The sequence below is a fragment of the Stenotrophomonas maltophilia genome (assembly GCF_003970865.1).
Lineage (GTDB): Bacteria > Pseudomonadota > Gammaproteobacteria > Xanthomonadales > Xanthomonadaceae > Stenotrophomonas > Stenotrophomonas maltophilia_AR.
In genome coordinates, this window is record NZ_RXLZ01000016.1 from 26,439 (window position 1) to 41,788 (window position 15,350).

At 67.3% G+C, this 15,350-nt stretch carries 12 protein-coding genes and 1 pseudogene; 6 read left to right on the plus strand and 7 right to left on the minus strand.

Going from position 1 to position 15,350, the window contains the following annotated elements:
- Window positions 1–21 precede the first annotated feature (21 nt).
- Entirely contained in the window at window positions 22–669 is a 648-nt protein-coding gene (smqnr, locus tag EKL94_RS07250) for a SmQnr family pentapeptide repeat protein (protein ID WP_126928570.1), read from the plus strand.
- A 3-nt stretch (window positions 670–672) separates the two neighbouring features.
- Here the strand turns inward: smqnr and EKL94_RS07255 are convergent, their stop codons facing one another.
- Entirely contained in the window at window positions 673–1,347 is a 675-nt protein-coding gene (locus tag EKL94_RS07255) for a class I SAM-dependent methyltransferase (protein ID WP_126928571.1), read from the minus strand.
- 134 nt (window positions 1,348–1,481) lie between these two features.
- The gene (locus EKL94_RS07265; RefSeq protein ID WP_126928572.1) at window positions 1,482–2,861 is read right to left on the minus strand and encodes an aminotransferase-like domain-containing protein; all 1,380 of its coding nucleotides are present in this window, start codon (window positions 2,859–2,861) and stop codon (window positions 1,482–1,484) included.
- A 133-nt stretch (window positions 2,862–2,994) separates the two neighbouring features.
- Here EKL94_RS07265 and EKL94_RS07270 point away from each other — a divergent pair, with 133 nt between their 5' ends.
- From EKL94_RS07270 to EKL94_RS07280, 3 genes are all read left to right on the plus strand, one after another.
- Complete coding sequence (locus EKL94_RS07270; protein ID WP_126928573.1) at window positions 2,995–3,858, plus strand: DMT family transporter; 864 nt, start codon at window positions 2,995–2,997, stop codon at window positions 3,856–3,858.
- Window positions 3,859–4,012: 154 nt separating this feature from the next.
- On the plus strand, window positions 4,013–4,894 hold the full coding sequence (locus tag EKL94_RS07275) for an SDR family NAD(P)-dependent oxidoreductase (RefSeq protein WP_126928574.1): 882 nt from the start codon (window positions 4,013–4,015) through the stop codon (window positions 4,892–4,894).
- A gap of 38 nt (window positions 4,895–4,932) precedes the next feature.
- Window positions 4,933–5,811, plus strand: a complete 879-nt coding sequence (locus EKL94_RS07280) for a LysR family transcriptional regulator (RefSeq protein WP_126928575.1) — start codon at window positions 4,933–4,935, stop codon at window positions 5,809–5,811.
- A 13-nt stretch (window positions 5,812–5,824) separates the two neighbouring features.
- Here EKL94_RS07280 and EKL94_RS07285 read toward each other — a convergent pair.
- From EKL94_RS07285 to EKL94_RS07300, 4 genes and pseudogenes are all read right to left on the minus strand, one after another.
- Window positions 5,825–5,991, minus strand: a pseudogene (locus tag EKL94_RS07285) (LysR family transcriptional regulator); the annotation flags it as partial.
- Window positions 5,992–8,085 carry a TonB-dependent siderophore receptor gene (locus tag EKL94_RS07290; protein WP_126928576.1) on the minus strand — a complete coding sequence of 698 codons (2,094 nt, stop codon included), beginning with the start codon at window positions 8,083–8,085 and terminating at the stop codon, window positions 5,992–5,994.
- 98 nt (window positions 8,086–8,183) lie between these two features.
- Window positions 8,184–9,560: a sensor histidine kinase gene (locus tag EKL94_RS07295; protein WP_126928601.1), complete on the minus strand. Its 1,377-nt coding sequence runs from the start codon at window positions 9,558–9,560 to the stop codon at window positions 8,184–8,186.
- A complete protein-coding gene (locus EKL94_RS07300) occupies window positions 9,547–10,230 on the minus strand; it encodes a response regulator transcription factor (RefSeq protein WP_126928577.1) in 684 nt (227 codons plus the stop codon). Before EKL94_RS07300 ends, EKL94_RS07295 begins: the two co-directional genes overlap by 14 nt.
- A 303-nt stretch (window positions 10,231–10,533) precedes the next feature.
- Between EKL94_RS07300 and EKL94_RS07305 the strand changes: the two genes are divergently transcribed.
- Both EKL94_RS07305 and EKL94_RS07310 read left to right on the plus strand, forming a co-directional pair.
- Window positions 10,534–11,574 carry an efflux RND transporter periplasmic adaptor subunit gene (locus EKL94_RS07305; protein ID WP_260473401.1) on the plus strand — a complete coding sequence of 347 codons (1,041 nt, stop codon included), beginning with the start codon at window positions 10,534–10,536 and terminating at the stop codon, window positions 11,572–11,574.
- A 3-nt stretch (window positions 11,575–11,577) separates the two neighbouring features.
- Window positions 11,578–14,673, plus strand: a complete 3,096-nt coding sequence (locus tag EKL94_RS07310; RefSeq protein ID WP_126928579.1) for an efflux RND transporter permease subunit — start codon at window positions 11,578–11,580, stop codon at window positions 14,671–14,673.
- Window positions 14,674–14,944: 271 nt separating this feature from the next.
- Here EKL94_RS07310 and EKL94_RS07315 read toward each other — a convergent pair whose 3' ends face one another.
- On the minus strand, window positions 14,945–15,349 hold the full coding sequence (locus EKL94_RS07315; RefSeq protein ID WP_126928580.1) for a GFA family protein: 405 nt from the start codon (window positions 15,347–15,349) through the stop codon (window positions 14,945–14,947).
- Window position 15,350: the final 1 nt, after the last annotated feature.

Genomic DNA, 15,350 nt, shown 5'->3' on the forward strand with positions numbered 1-15,350 from the left:
GCACCTGGCATGGAATCCCTGATGTCCCCCACCCTTCACCGCAAGCTGCGCATCGGCGCGGACCAGTACACCGGCCAGAAAGTGGTCGACCAGCAGTTCCACGAGTGCGATTTCTCCGGTGCCGACCTGACCGGCACCGAGTTCATCAACTGCAGTTTCTACGATGCCGACAGCCGCACCGGCTGCCGCTTCAACGGCGCCACGCTGAAGGAAGCCAGTTTCCGCAGCTGCGACATCAGCATGTGCCATTTCAATTTCATCAAGGCGCTGGGCCTGGAGATCAGCGAGTGCCGTGCGCAGGGCGCGGATTTCAGCAACGCCAGCTTCATGAACCAGATCACCACGCGCAGCTGGTTCTGCAGCGCGTTCATCAAGAAGTCGAACCTGCGCTATGCCAATTTCTCGCGGGTAACGCTGGAAAAGTGCGAGCTGTGGGAAAACCGATGGGATGGCGCGAATGTGAGTGGCGCCAGCTTCGCCGGCTCGGACCTGTCCGGCGGCCAGTTCGAGGGCATCGACTGGAACAGCGCCAACTTCACCGACTGCGACCTGACCAACTCGGAGCTGGGTGAGCTGGACCTGCGCAGCACCAGCCTGCGCGGCGCCACGCTGGACGTGCAGCAGGTAGCGTTGTTGATGCAGCGCATCGGCATCACCGTGGTGCCGTAGGCATCACCCGGCGTACGCCACCCAGCCCTTGAAGCTGAAGCCTGCATAGAACAGCTCCACACCGTCGAAGCCAGCCTCCTGCAGCAGCGCTACTTCCTGTTCGGGGGCCAGCAGCGGCAGCCGCTCGGCAATGGCCTCGATCGCGCGCTGTGCATCGGCGTGGGCAACGCCCGAGGCTTCGGCGAACGCTGCGTAGCGCTGCAACCAGCGCAGCTTGCCGGCCGGATCCTGCGGCACGCTGTGGTGGGCCACCACCAGCGGTGCGCCGGGCTGCAGGCGCCGGTGCAGCTCGCGCAGCGTGTGCAGGCGCTGCGCGGCGTCGAGGAAGTGCAGGGTCAGCAGGCAACTGGCACCGTCGAAGCGCAGATCGGGCGCATCGTCGATGTAGCCTTCCAGCAGCTGCACGCGCGACATCAGCGGACCCAGTGTCTGTTCGGCCAGGGCCAGCATCGGTGCAGCCGGGTCCACGCCCAGCAGCTGCCAGCCCGGCTGCGCCTCGGCAAAAGCCTTCAGCTCCAGCCCGCCACCGGCGCCCAGCACCAGCACGCGGCCCTGTGCGGGAACGCGTTCGGCCAGCAGCAGGCGGCTCATCTGCTGCAGGGCGAGGAAGCCGGGCACCTGGCGCAGCGGCGCTTCGGCATAGCGGGCCACCGCCTGCGGATCGGAGAACGTGGACATGCGCGGATTCCTGCGGCGGGGGACATACCACTGTAGCGCGGCGCGCAAGAGGCATTGCGCGCCGCTGCGGCATCGTCGCGGCCAGTTGCCGGGCTTGCGCGTGGTGGTGGATGCGCTGGTCGCGCATTACCAGCTCAACGCAGCGCGCGCGCCAATACCTGCCAGACCCTCGGGTCCTGGCACTGCGAAACGTTGAAACGTACATAGTCGGCCGCGCGCTGCGACTGGCTGAACGCGTTGCCCGGCGCCAGCACGATGCCCTCGCGCAGGCATTGCCGCGCCAGTGCGGCAGCGTCGCGGCCATCGGGCAGCTGGCACCACAGGAACAGGCCGGCTTCCGGCTGCAGCCACGGCGTGATGCCCAGCGTCTGCAGTTTCCGCAGCGTGTGCCGGCGTGCATCGGCCAGGCGCGAACGTATCGACTGCATGTGGCGGCGGTAACCGCTGTCGGTCAGCGCGATGTGCATCAACTGTGCGGCCAGATGGCCACCGCCGAAGCTGGTCGCCAGCTTCAGGTCGGTCAACGCCTCGATCCAGTCGTGGCGCGCGGCGATGTAGCCGCAGCGCGAGGCCGCCGACAGCGTCTTGGAGAAACTGCCGACGTGGATCACCCGTGACAGTCCATCAAGCGCGGCCAGCCGCGGTGCAGGCTGCAGTTCGAAGTCGGCGAAGATGTCATCCTCGACGATGATCAGTTCGCTGCGTTCGGCCAGGCCCAGCAGGCGGTGTGCGGTGCTCGCGGATAGCACCGCGCCGGTCGGGTTGTGCAGGCCGGAGTTGGTGATGTACAGCCGCGGCGAATGCGCTTGCAGTGCTTGTGCAAAAGCCTCCAGGTCCGGGCCGCTGTGCGTGTACGGCACGCCGATGGCCTGCACCTGGTGCGCCTTCAGCAGCGCGTGGTAGTTGAAGTAGCTCGGATCATCCACCAGCACGCAGTCCCCGGGCTTGAGCAGGAAGCGGCAGAGCAGGTCGACCGCGTGCGTGCCGGATTCGGTCAGCAGGATCTGCTCCATCGGTGCATCAATGCCCAGCGCCGCGCTGCGCCGTTGCAGCAGCTGGCGCAATGCGGGCAGCCCGAGCGGGCCGGCGTAGTCGACCAGCTGCATGGCATCGGCACGTGCCAGCCGGCGCAGGCCGCGGCGCACGCCATCGTGATACAGCCAGTCACTGGGCATCCAGCCGCAACCTGGCTTGAGGTGGCCCGCCGGCGTTTCCAGCGATTGCCGTGATACCCACAGCGGATCCACCGCGCGGTCCAGCCGCGGCTCCATCTCGGCCAGCGCCAGCGGTGCGGCCGGGCCACTGACGTAGAAGCCCGAGCCTGCGCGCGCACTGATCAGGCCTTCGGCCGCCAGGCGCTCGTAGGCCTCGACCACGGTGGAGACCGATACCCCCATCGCCGCCGCCTGCGCACGTACTGAGGGCAGGCGTGAGCCGGGACCATCCAGCCGCGCACTGATGCGGGTGCGGACGGTCTGGATGACCGATTCGATGCGGGTGAGCGGACGCGGCATGGCGGAACCGTAGTGGAAGTGTGGGCAGTACAGTTACTTGAGACTGTACTGGATTGTAGCTGGGGTCGTCCCGCGCTGGATGCTTCCATACAGGCCCAGCCGGGCATCGTCCGGCACCTTCAGGAGTACAGGCGTGGAACGGTCGGCGAGTGGTTGGATCAATGGCTTCATTGGTGTGGTGATCTTCGCTGGCTCCCTGCCGGCCACCCGCCTTGCGGTGCTGCAGCTGGATGCCGGATTCGTCACTGCTGCGCGCGCCACCATTGCCGCCGTGCTCGGCCTTGGCCTGCTCCTTCTGCTGCGCCAGCCGTGGCCGCGGCGCAGTGACCTGCCGGGGCTGGTGGTGGTCAGCCTCGGGGTGGTGGTCGGCTTTCCGCTGTTGACCGCACTCGCGCTGCGTCACGCATCGTCGGCGCACACCATCGTGTTTCTCGGCCTGTTGCCGTTGAGCACTGCGGTGTTCGGCGTGCTGCGCGGTGGTGAACGGCCGCGTCCGGCGTTCTGGCTGTTTTCGTTGCTGGGCAGTGCCTGCGTGGTCGGCTATGCGGTGCGCAACGGCATCGAGGCGTCGTTGCAGGCCGACCTGCTGATGCTGGCGGCCATCGTGGTGTGCGGGCTGGGCTACGCCGAAGGTGGCCGGCTGGCCCGTCATCTCGGCGGTTGGCAGGTGATCAGCTGGGCGTTGCTGCTGGCCTTGCCGGTGATGCTGCCGTTGACGGTGCTGATGCGCCCGGCCTCGTTTACTGCGGTCGATGCCTCGGCGTGGTGGGCACTGGGGTATGTGGCGGTGTTCAGCATGTTGCTCGGCTTCCTGTTCTGGTATCGCGGGCTGGCCCAGGGCGGTATCGCCGCCGTCGGCCAGCTGCAGCTGCTGCAGCCCTTCTTCGGCCTGGCCCTGGCCGCGCTGCTGCTGCACGAATCGGTCAGCCTCAGCATGGTGCTGGTGACCGTGGTCGCGGTGATCTGCGTGGCCGGCGCGCGCCGTTTCAGCCGCTAGGAAAAGGGGACGGAGGGGATTAAGTCGTAACTCGCCCTACCGTGCCTGAAACGACTTAATCCCTCCGTCCCCTTTTCCGGTGATAGCGGGGGCGTATCGTGGGTGGTGGTCAACGGTATTGGCCGGGGCGGTGCGCTTGGCTGAAGCTGTGCGCATGAAGCCGATTTCGCGTATTTCCTTCGAGGGCCAGGTGGGCCTGGTGACCGGTGCCGCGGGTGGGTTGGGCCTGGCCTACAGTCGCCTGCTGGCCGAGCGCGGTGCGCAGGTGGTGATGCATGACGTCGGTGCCGGTACCGATGGCCGCGGCGCCGATCCACAGCGCATCCTGCGCAGCGTCGAAGCGCTGCAGGCGCAGGGTCTGCCGGTGCAGGCCGCAAGCGGTCCCATCGACCATCGTGCTGGTTGCCATGCGCTGGTGCAGGAACTGCTGCAGGCGCACGGCCGCATCGACTTCCTGATCCACAACGCGGGCTGGGTCGAGTACCAGCCACTGGAAGCGATCGAGGACGAGGCGCTGGAGCAGATGCTGTGCCTGGCGGCGAAGACGCCGCTGTGGCTGGCGCAGGCGGCGTGGCCCGCGATGCGCACGGCGGGTGGTGGTCGCATCGTCATCACCACGTCCGATCGCGCGCTGTATCCGCAGTACGCACAGCGCGGACTGGCGGCCTACGCAATGGGCAAACTGGCCGCGCTCGGCCTGGTCAATGTGCTGGCGCTGGAAGGCACCGAGCATGGCATCGTGGTCAATGCGGTTTCGCCGGTGGCGAAGACGCGCATGTGGGGCATCGACGGCGAGCCCGACGAACTGCATCCGGAAGCTGTTGCGCAAGGTGTGGCCTATCTGGCATCCACGCGCTGCCAGGACGGCGGCTGGGTGCTGCGCGCAAGCAATGGCCAGTTCCACGCACTGCGCCTGCAGGAGGCCGAGCATGTGGCGTACCCAAGGGATCTGCGCGCGGTCAGTGCCGACAGCATCGAGTCGGTGGCGCTGCAGTGGCCAGCCATTGCCCGCGCCAGCGTGGACGCGCGCAGCTGAGGGCGTACCCTAGGCGGGTTCCCATTGCTTGCATCGAGATGATCGACCTGCGCCTGCTTCGCCAGTATGTCGCCGTGGCCGAAGAACTGCATTTCCACCGCGCCGCCGCCCGCCTGCACATGTCACAGCCGCCGCTGACGGCGGCGATACGACGGCTGGAAGACGAGCTCGGAAGTGAACTGATCGTGCGCGGCAACCGCACGCTGGGCCTGACCGTGGCCGGGCAGACCTTGCTGGTGGAGGCGCGGGCAACGCTGCAGCAGGCCGAGCAGGCATTGCAGCGCACGCGCGAAGCCGCCGCCGGGCAGTCCGGCAGCCTGCGCGTGGGCTATGTGGGCAGTGCGCTGTATGGGCGCCTGCCAGGCTTGATCCGCCGCTTCCGCCAGCAGTACCCGCAGGTACAACTGCACCTGCAGGAAGTCACGTCGCGCCAGCAGCAGTTGTGGCTGCGTGAGCAGCGCATCGACGTCGGCGTGCTGATTCCACCGATTCCCTCCGCCGAGCTGGTGCTGCACGACTTCGACCATGACCGCCTGGCAATTGCGCTGCCGCGCGCTCATGCGCTGGCCGACGTGCCGGAGGTCAGTGTGGCGATGCTGGCCGACGAATCGTTCGTTTCATGGCCGGCGGGTGAGGGCATCGGCTTCCACGCGCAGGTGCTGGGCCTGTGCACCGCGGCGGGCTTCACCCCGCGCGTGGTGCAGGAAGCGCAGGGCATGCACGCGGTGTTGTCGCTGGTGGCGGTGGACGCTGGCGTGGCGATCGTCCCGGCCAGCATGGCCAGCTTCCGCCCGCAGGAGATCGTCTATCGCGTGCTGGAGAGCGAAGCCGCCCGTTTCGCCCTGCAGTTCTGCGTGCGCCCGGAACCACCGTCGCCGGTGCTGGGCAATTTCCTGCAGACGGCGGGTGCGAACTGATTTGGTGGATCCGCTACGCCTCGTCGTCGCGGAACAGGTTGGCAACGGCATAGTCGATGAACACCCGCAGGCGTGCACCGGGATGGCGCCCACCGGGCCATAGCAGCGAGAACTGCCCTTCGTGCGTGGGCAGTGCAGGCAGCACCTGCTGCTGCGGCCATCGGTCAGCGCTGGCAATGCTCAGAACCGATAGCTGATGGTGCCGGTGACCACGCGCGGGTAGCCGGCGAAGCAGTCGCCAAACGTACGGCACGGGGCGTAGTAGCGCTTGTCGGTGAGGTTGGTGATGTTCAATGCCATCGTCCAGTCGGTCACCTGCACTTCCACCAAGGCATCGGCCAACGTGTAGCTGGGGGTGATGATGCGCCCGCCATTACCCAGCGACGCCGTGTTGCCGACATGGCGCACGCCCAGCCCCAAACGCAGGCGTGCGGCATCGTCCAGCTGGAAGCCCTTGGACACCCAGGCCGAGGCCAGGTCCTGTGGGGTGTCGTTGAGGCGCTGGCCCACTTCCAGCGCGAAGTTGCTGCGGCTGACCTCGGCCTCGTTGCGCGCAACGGCGGCGGTGATCGTCAGGTCGTTGGCGAACTGGAACTGCCCTTCCAGTTCCACGCCCTTGGAGCGGATCTGCCCGGTCTGCACCACGTTCAATACGTTGTCCGGATCGTTGGTTTGCCGGTTGGTTTCGGTGATGCGGTACGCCGCCATCGTCAGCAGCAGGTTGCGTGCCGGTTGCCACTTGATGCCGGCCTCGCTCTGGCGGCCACGCATCGGCTTGAAGGCCTGGCCGAACAGGTCCTGGCCAGTGACCGGCAGGAACGATTCGCTGTAGCTCAGGTAGGGCGATACTCCGGCGCCGAGGTCGCCGATCAGGCCGGCGCGGTAGGTGGTGGCGTTGTCGGTCTGGCTGGGTTGGCCTTCGGTCCTGGAGCGTGCATGGTCGCGGCGCGCGCCCAGCACCAGCGAGACGCGGTCGGCCCAGCGGATCTGGTCCTGCACATAGACACCCAGCTGGGTGGAGGTCTGGTCCGGCTGACGATCCCAGCCACGCACGATCGGTGCGACCGATACCGGGGTGTAGATGTCGATCGGCGTGCCGGTGGCGTCCAGCCGCTGCAGCTGCTCCTTGTACTGGCTGTAGTCCACACCGGCCAGCAGCAGATGCTGGAAGGCACCGGTGGCGAAGTCGAACTGCAGCGCATTGTCGGCGCTGAAGATCTGCACGTCGGGGCGGGTGCCGTAGGCGGTGCGGTTGACCACGCGGCGGTCGGCGTCGATGAAGGGATCTGCCGGATTGCTGTAGCTGTCCACGTACATCTGCTGCAGGGTGGTCCTGCCATCGATGTAGCGCACCGCCGAGCGCAGGCTCAGCACATCATTGAAGCTGTGATCGAACAGCGCGGTCAGGCTGTAGACGCGCGAATCGATGCGATCAAAGCCGGGGTGGCCGATGAAGGTGGAGGTGTCCAGGCGACGGCCTGGCGGCGCCAGCAGGGTCGCTGCCAGGGGCAGGAACTGCTGGCTGGAGCCGGTCCTGTCGTGCTGGTAGCTGGCCAGCAGGGTCAGCGTGCTGCGTTCGCCGCGCCAGCTGATCGAGGGCGCCAGGTAGATGCGGTCATCGTTGAGTACATCGGTCTGCATGTTCGATTCACGCACCAGCCCGACGAAGCGTCCGGCAACCGTACCGGCATCGTTCAAGGCACCGCCGATGTCACCCTGAAGCTGCCTGCGGTCGAAGCTGCCGAACTGCACGCCGACCTCGCCCGTGAGCGCGCCGAAGGTCGGGCGCTTGCTCATCGCATTGATGATGCCGCCGGTGGCGCCGGCACCGTACAGCACCGATGACGGGCCGCGCAGTACTTCCACCCGTTCCAGTCCATAGATCTCCGGGCGGGCGAGGGGGCTGAACCCGTAGCTGCGGCGCAGGCCATCCTGGTACTGCACCGGGTCCAGGCCGCGCACCGAGGTCGCATCGTTGCGGGTATCCAGGCCCCAGGCATCGGCGGTGACGCCAGCGCTGTAGCGCAGCACTTCCTGCAGGTTGTGTGCACCGCGATCGGTGAACAGCTGCTGGGTGACCACGCTGATCGCCTGCGGCGTCTCGGTCAGGGCGGTGTCGGTCTTGGTCGCGGTGCTGGCCCGCTCGGCCACCACGGTCACCTTGTCCAGGGTGCGTGCCGCTGGGCCGTCCTGGGCCTGGGCGATGGCCGAGGCCAGCAGGGTGGGCAGGGCGAGCGTATACAGCAGCGGGCGGCGCGGCGACAGGGCGGGCATCGTCAGGAATCCGGGAAGGGCGGTGACGGCGGATTATCCGGATGCCAGCTTGCAAATACAAATGATTCCCAAGTGCGATTGAGTGCCCGGGGTGTATGTCAGGGCAGGCCGTCCGAGGCGCCGCGGATGCTCAGCCAGGCGCCACCACCCGGGGCGCTGCCCGCGCGCAGCCGGAAGCCGTGCAGGCCGGCGATGGCGGCCACGATCGACAGGCCCAGGCCGAATCCCGGCCCCTGGCCGGCGCTGCTGCTGCCTCGGAAGAAGCGCTGGTAGATCAGCGTGCGGTCCTGCGGCGGGATGCCGGGCCCGTTGTCGATCACATCGATCCTCGGCGCGCCGTGATCATCGACCGCACGCAGCAGGATGCGGCCGTGCGCAGGGGTGAACTGCAGGGCGTTGGACAGCAGGTTCGCCACCGCTTCGAACAACAGTTCACGGTCGCCCCGCAGCAGGCCAACCTGTGGGTCCACCTGCAGCTCCAGCAACTGCTGCTTCTCTTCGGCCAGTGGCAGGTAGAACTGGTGCAGTTCCTGCAGCAGCTCGGCAACGTCGACCTCGTCGAAGGCCGAACGGCGCTGGTGGCTCTCCAGCTCGGATACCCGCAGCAGCGCGGTGAAGCGCGCCATCAGCATGTCCGTTTCCGCCAGTGCCTTGTCCAGCGGGTCGGCATGCGGATCCTGCTCGTCCAGGCCGACGCGCATGCGGTACAGGTGCGCCCGCAGGCGGGTGAGCGGGGTGCGCAGATCGTGGGCGATGCTGTCGCACACGCCTTTGACCTCGGTCATCAGCTGTTCGATGCGTTCAAGCATGGCATTGACGATGCTCGACAGCCGGTCGATCTCGTCGCGACGGTTGGATACCGGCAGGCGTTGACCGAGGTCACCTGCCACGATGCGGTTGGTGGCGGCTTCGATCTGCTGGATCCGCTTCAAGGGCCGCCGGCGCAGCAGATGCCATCCGGCCAGGCCGGGAATGACGGTCAGCGATACGCCCCACAACAGCGCATCGAGGATGATGCTGTTGACGGCGGTGAGCTTGCCGTTCTGGCGGACGAACACCAGCGTCCGCCCATCCCGGGTCACCATGCCCAGCGCGTTGCCGCCGCTGTCGTGCCGGCCTCCGGCCAGCGTCCAGCCCTGTACCGGATGCGAGCGGCCATCCAGCGGCAGTCCGTCGGGAATGGCGATCAGCGTGCCGCCCTTGGGCGAGCCGCGGCTGTCGAACAGCCCGTAGGTGTACACCTGGTGCAGGTCGAAGCGCTGGCTGTCGCGCAATGCATCGTCCAGTGCCTGGCCGTCGAATGCCATGAACAGATGGGCACGCTGCTGCAGCCCGGATTCGGTCAGGTCATTGAGGTAGTCCGAGATGCGCCAGTACATCACGCCCAGCAGCAGGCTCGACCAGGCCACGAACAGGATGCAGTACAACCCGAGCAGGCGGCTGCTGGACGAGCGCCACTGGTCAGGATTGCGCATCGAAGACATAGCCGGTTCCACGTACGGTGGTGATGGGTTGTGGGCGGCCCGGCTGCTCGATGCGTTTGCGCACGCGGCCGATGTGGACGTCGATCAGGTTGGTGCCGGGGTCGAAGTGATAGCCCCAGACTTCCTGGAACAGCATGCTGCGGGTGACCACCTGGCCGGCATTGCGGACCAGGAATTCGAGCAGCTTGAACTCGGTCGGCAGCAGGCTGATCTCCTGCCCGCCACGCCGGGCCGAACGGGTCATCAGATCCAGTTCGAGGTCGCCGGCGCGCAGGACACTGTCGGCAGGGCCGGACGGGTTGCGGCGGCGGATCAATACCTCCACGCGGGCCGCCATCTCATCGGAGGCGAACGGCTTGGTCAGGTAGTCGTCGCCGCCTGCACGCAGGCCGCGCACGCGCTCGTCCACGTCCGACAGCGCGCTGATCATCAGTACGGGGGTGACGATACCTTCGCGCCGCAGCGCAGTGACCAATGCCAGGCCATCGATACCGGGCAGCATGCGGTCCAGGGTGATCACCGCGTAGTCGCCCGCACGCGCCAACGCGAGGCCGGCAGTGCCATCAACGGCAACGTCGACCTCGAAGCCATGGCTGCGCAGCTCGGTTGCGATTTCCTCCGCAGTGACAAGGTCGTCCTCGATGGTGAGTACGCGCGGCATGGGCCAGTGTGCAGGTTGGATGGCTGCCATCCTCGCAACCGTTCGCGGTGACTGCAAATGAAAAATGTTTCATGCGCGATTCGCCGGATTCCGCGCACGGGTCTTCTATATTCGGCGCCGAGCGTCTCCCCACGGCGCGCGGAATCCCGGCACCCGATGAACCTCCTGCACACCCCCTTGCCACGCCATGCCCGGCCACCGCGGCTCCGGCGGCCCCTGCTGCTTGCGCTCATTCTGCTCGGCCTGTTGACGGCCTGCGGCAAGGAGGCGCCCAAGACGGCCGGCAGGCTTCACGAGGTGGAAGTGCTGACACTGCTGGAAAGGCCGCTGGCGATGGAACAGGAGCTGCCGGGGCGGACCATCGCATCGCAGGAGTCGGACGTGCGTCCGCAGGTGGATGGCGTGCTGGTGAAACGCCTGTTCGAAGAAGGCGAAACCGTGCGTGCCGGGCAGCCCTTGTTCCAGATCGAGCCGGCCCTGTACCAGGCGGCACTGAACCAGGCCCAGGCCAACCTGAAAACCGCCGAAGCGGCGGCAGTCACCGCACGCCTGCGCGCGCAGCGGATGCAGGCGCTGGGCGGCGAGCAGCTGGCCGCGCGCCAGGACGTGGACGACGCCATTGCCAGTGGGCAGCAGGCCGCAGCCGCGGTGCAGGCGGCACAGGCGAGCCTCGATACCGCGCGTACGCGGCTTGGTTTTGCCACGGTTACCGCGCCGATTGCCGGGCGCATCGGTCGTGCGCTGTTCACGCCGGGCGCACTGGTCACCTCCGGCCAGGCCGACCCGCTGGCGCGGATCCACCAGGTCGACCCGATGAACGTGGACATCACCCAGTCCAGCAACGAGTACCTGGCCTTGCGCCGCGCGATCGCCGACGGTGGCGTGCAGGCCACCACCGCCGCGGTGCGGCTGCGCCTGTCCGATGGCAGCGCGTATCCGTTGCCCGGCACCCTGGAATTTGCCGATATCGACGTGCAGCAGGACACCGGCAGCATCACCCTGCGGGCACGTTTCCCCAATCCCGCCGGGCAACTGCTGCCGGGCATGTACGTGCGCGCGCAGGTGGGGCAGGGTACGCAGCGGCAGGCGCTGCTGGTGCCGCAGTCGGCGGTGGACCGCAGCCCGAAGGGCGAGGCGCAGGTGTGGGTGGTGGATGAGGGCGGCAAGGCGAAGCTGCGCCTGTTCCGTACCGCCCGCGCGATCGGCGACCAGTGGCTGGTGCTGGATGGCATCGCCGCCGGTGAACGGGTGGTGGTGGCCGGCGCACAGGGGCTCTCCGATGGCATGGCGGTACAGGTGAAGCCCGCGCCGGCAGCCGTGCCGGCAGCGGCCGGGAAGGGCTGAGCCATGTTGCCGCGCTTCTTCATCCATCGCCCGGTGTTCGCCTGGGTGCTGGCGATCTGCATCATGGCCTTCGGCGCGATTGCCGTCAGCCAGCTGCCGGTCGAACAGTACCCGGACATCGCGCCGCCGCAGGTCAACATCACCGCCAACTACACCGGCGCTTCGGCGCAGACGGTGGAAGACAGCGTCACCCAGGTGATCGAACAGCAGATCAAGGGCATCGACCACCTGCTGTATTTCTCGTCGACCAGTTCGTCATCGGGGCAGGCGCGGATCACGGTCACCTTCGACCAGAGCGCCAACCCCGATATCGCCCAGGTGCAGGTGCAGAACAGCGTCAACCAGGCCATCAACCGGCTGCCGCAGGAAGTGCAGCAGCAGGGCGTGACCGTGGCCAAGTCGCAGGGCGATTCGCTGATGGTGGTCTCGCTGTACGACACCAGCCGGCGCATGGAACGCGTGGACGTCTCCGACTTCCTGGTCAGCAACGTACAGGACCCGATCAGCCGCATTCCCGGCGTTGGCGAGATCAACGTGTTCGGCTCGGCCTATGCGATGCGGGTCTGGCTGGACCCGCACAAGCTGCGTGCCTACGACCTGATGCCGGCGGACGTGCGCACTGCGATCCAGGCGCAGAACACGCAGGTGACAGCGGGTGAGCTGGGCGCGATGCCGTCCAGCCCGACGCAGAGCCTCAACGCCACGGTCACCGCGCAGTCGCGCCTGCAGACGCCGGAACAGTTCCGCGCGATCATCCTGCGCACCCTGCCCAATGGCGCGGCGGTGTTGCTGGGCGACGTCGCACGGGTCGAGATCGGCGCGGAGAACTACCAGACCAGCAGCTATCTCAACGGTTATCCGGCGGCCGGCTTCTCGGTGACCCTGGCCTCCGGCGCCAATGCACTGGCCACTGCCGATGCCGTGCGCGCGGAGATCGAACGGCTGCGACCGACCTTCCCGCCGGGGCTGCAGGTGGCCTATCCGCGTGACAGCACACCGTTCGTGCGGGTCTCGATCGAGGGGGTCATCCATACCCTCATCGAAGCCATCGTGCTGGTGGTCGTGGTGATGTTCCTGTTCCTGCAGAACCTGCGTGCCACGTTGATCCCGGCGATCACGGTGCCGGTGGTGCTGCTGGGTACCTTCGGCGTGCTGGCGGTTGCCGGATTCACCATCAATACGCTGACCTTGTTCGCGATGGTGCTGGCGATCGGCCTGCTGGTCGACGATGCGATCGTGGTGGTGGAAAACGTGGAGCGCATCATCCATGACGAACACCTGCCACCTCGCGAGGCTACCGAAAAATCGATGGGCGAGATCACCGGTGCGTTGATCGGCATCACCGTCGTGCTGGGCGCGGTGTTCCTGCCGATGGCCTTGTTTGGTGGTTCCACCGGCATCATCTACCGGCAGTTCTCGATCACCATTGCTTCGGCGATGGCGCTGTCGGCGCTGGTCGCGCTGACGCTGACCCCGGCGCTGTGCGCGACCCTGCTCAAGCCATCTTCGGCGCAGAAACCGCAGGGCCGTTTCTTCAGGGCGTTCAACCGGGGTGTCGAGCGCAGCCAGTTGGCCTATCAGGGCCGGCTGGGGGGTGTGGTTGGCCACCCGCGGCGCTGGATGGCGTTCTACCTGCTGCTGGTGGTCGCCATGGTCGCGCTGTACGCGCGTATGCCCACCGGCTTCCTGCCGGTGGAAGACCAGGGTCAGGTGACCTTCCAGTTCTCCACGCCGGAGGGCACGCCGATGGCGCGTACCGAAGCGCTGGGCGAGAAAATCAGCCGCTACTTCATGGAGCACGAGAAGCAGAACCTGGATGTGGTGTTCGTGGTGGTCGGCCGCAACAACGCCGGCACCGGCCAGAACGCCGGGCAGGGTTTCCTCGCGCTCAAGCCGTGGGACGAACGCACGGGCGACAACACCGCTGCGGCGATCATCACGCGTGCCAATGCCTACTTCCGCAGCTTGCCGGACGCCAAGGTCAATGTACTGGCACCGCCGGCGGTGCGCGGCCTGGGTCAGTCCAGCGGCTTCGAACTGTGGTTGCAGGACACCAGTGCTGCCGGGCGCGTGGCGTTGCAGGCGGCGCAGGAGCAGGTCGTGCGTGCGGCCGGCGAGGACGATGGGCTCACCTCGGTGCGCCTGAACGGCCTGGGTGACAAGGCCGAACTGCGGCTGGACATCGACCATGCCCAGGCCAGTGCGCTTGGCCTGTCCCAGGCCGACATCAACTCAACCCTGTCTGCTGCCTGGGGCGGCAGCTACATCAATGATTTCCTCGACCGTGGCCGGGTCAAGCGGGTCTACATGCAGGGCGACCAGCCGTATCGCAGCGTGCCCGATGACATCGGCCAGTGGTATGTACGCGGTGGCAATGGGCAGATGGCGTCGTTTGCCAGCTTCGCCAGCAGCCACTGGGCGCGCGGGCCGCAGTTGCAGCAGCGCTTCAACGGCCTGCCGGCAATGCAGATCCAGGGCAGCGCCGCTGAAGGGCGCAGCTCGGGCGAAGCGATGCAGCGCATGCAGGCGCTGGTTGCCGATCAACCCGGGTTCGACCTGCAGTGGAGTGGCCTGTCCTACCAGGAACAATTGGCCAGCAACCAGACATTGTGGCTGTACACCGCCTCCATTGCCTTCATCTTCCTGTGCCTGGCCGCGCTCTATGAGAGCTGGACGGTACCGGTGGCGGTGGTGCTGGTGATTCCCTTGGGCGTGATCGGTACCGTGCTGGCGACCACGGCGGCAGGCTTCGTCAACGACATCTACTTCCAGGTCGGCCTGCTGACCACCATCGGTCTGTCGGCGAAGAATGCGATCCTGATCGTGGAGTTCGCCGAAGCACGCTACCGTGCCGGCAGCTCCGCGGTGGAAGCTGCACTGCAGGGCGCCCGCCTGCGCCTGCGGCCGATCGTGATGACGTCGCTGGCCTTCGTGGCCGGCGTGATTCCGCTGGCGCTGGCGACCGGTGCGGGTGCAGTCAGTCGCCGGGAGATCGGCATGAGCGTGATCGGCGGCATGGTGTCCGGCACGGTGCTGGCGGTGGTGCTGGTGCCGCTGTTCTTCGTGCTGGTGCGCCGTCTGGGCCGTGTGCCGGCCTGATGGCCGGTGCCGGCTGTCATCTGGCTGCAGCGAGGCCCTCACCCGTCCTTTGCCGGGCCATCGGTAGCGTAGAGCGTCCCCGTCCCCCACGGAGACCCGCCATGTGGCTGCTCGATCATCTCTGGCCCGGCCGCAGACCTGTTCCTCCCCCGGTCGCCGCCGAACCGCAGGCGACGCCCCGCCGGCCCTGGTTGAAACGCCCCGTGCGGGCCGGCCGCAGTGGCATGGCCCCCTGGCAGAAGATCGCCGCGCCGCCGCGACGCACGCGCCACTAGTCGCCGCGGTCGGCCGGGTGGTTGACCCCGTCGTTGACCGGGATGATGCCCAGTGCGAACGGGTCGATGCCTTCCAGGCAGGCCACGTTGTAACCGTACTGGTCGGGGTTGGAACGGCGCCGGTGGTGGGTGTAGATGCCGCACACGCCACAGAAGTAGTGCTCGGCCACATGGGTGTTGAACTGGTACATCTGCAGGTGATTCTGCCCGCGCAGCACCTGCAGGCCCTGGCGGTTGACGCTGGCGGCGATGGCGCCACGGCGCCGGCACATCGAGCAGTCGCAGCGGCGCGGGTCGACGATGCCGTCCGGCAGCTCCAGCAGCAGCTCGACCGCGCCGCAGTGGCAGGTCGCGCGGTGCCGGGGTTGGACCGGAACGCCGGCCACGGAAGTGATGCCCATC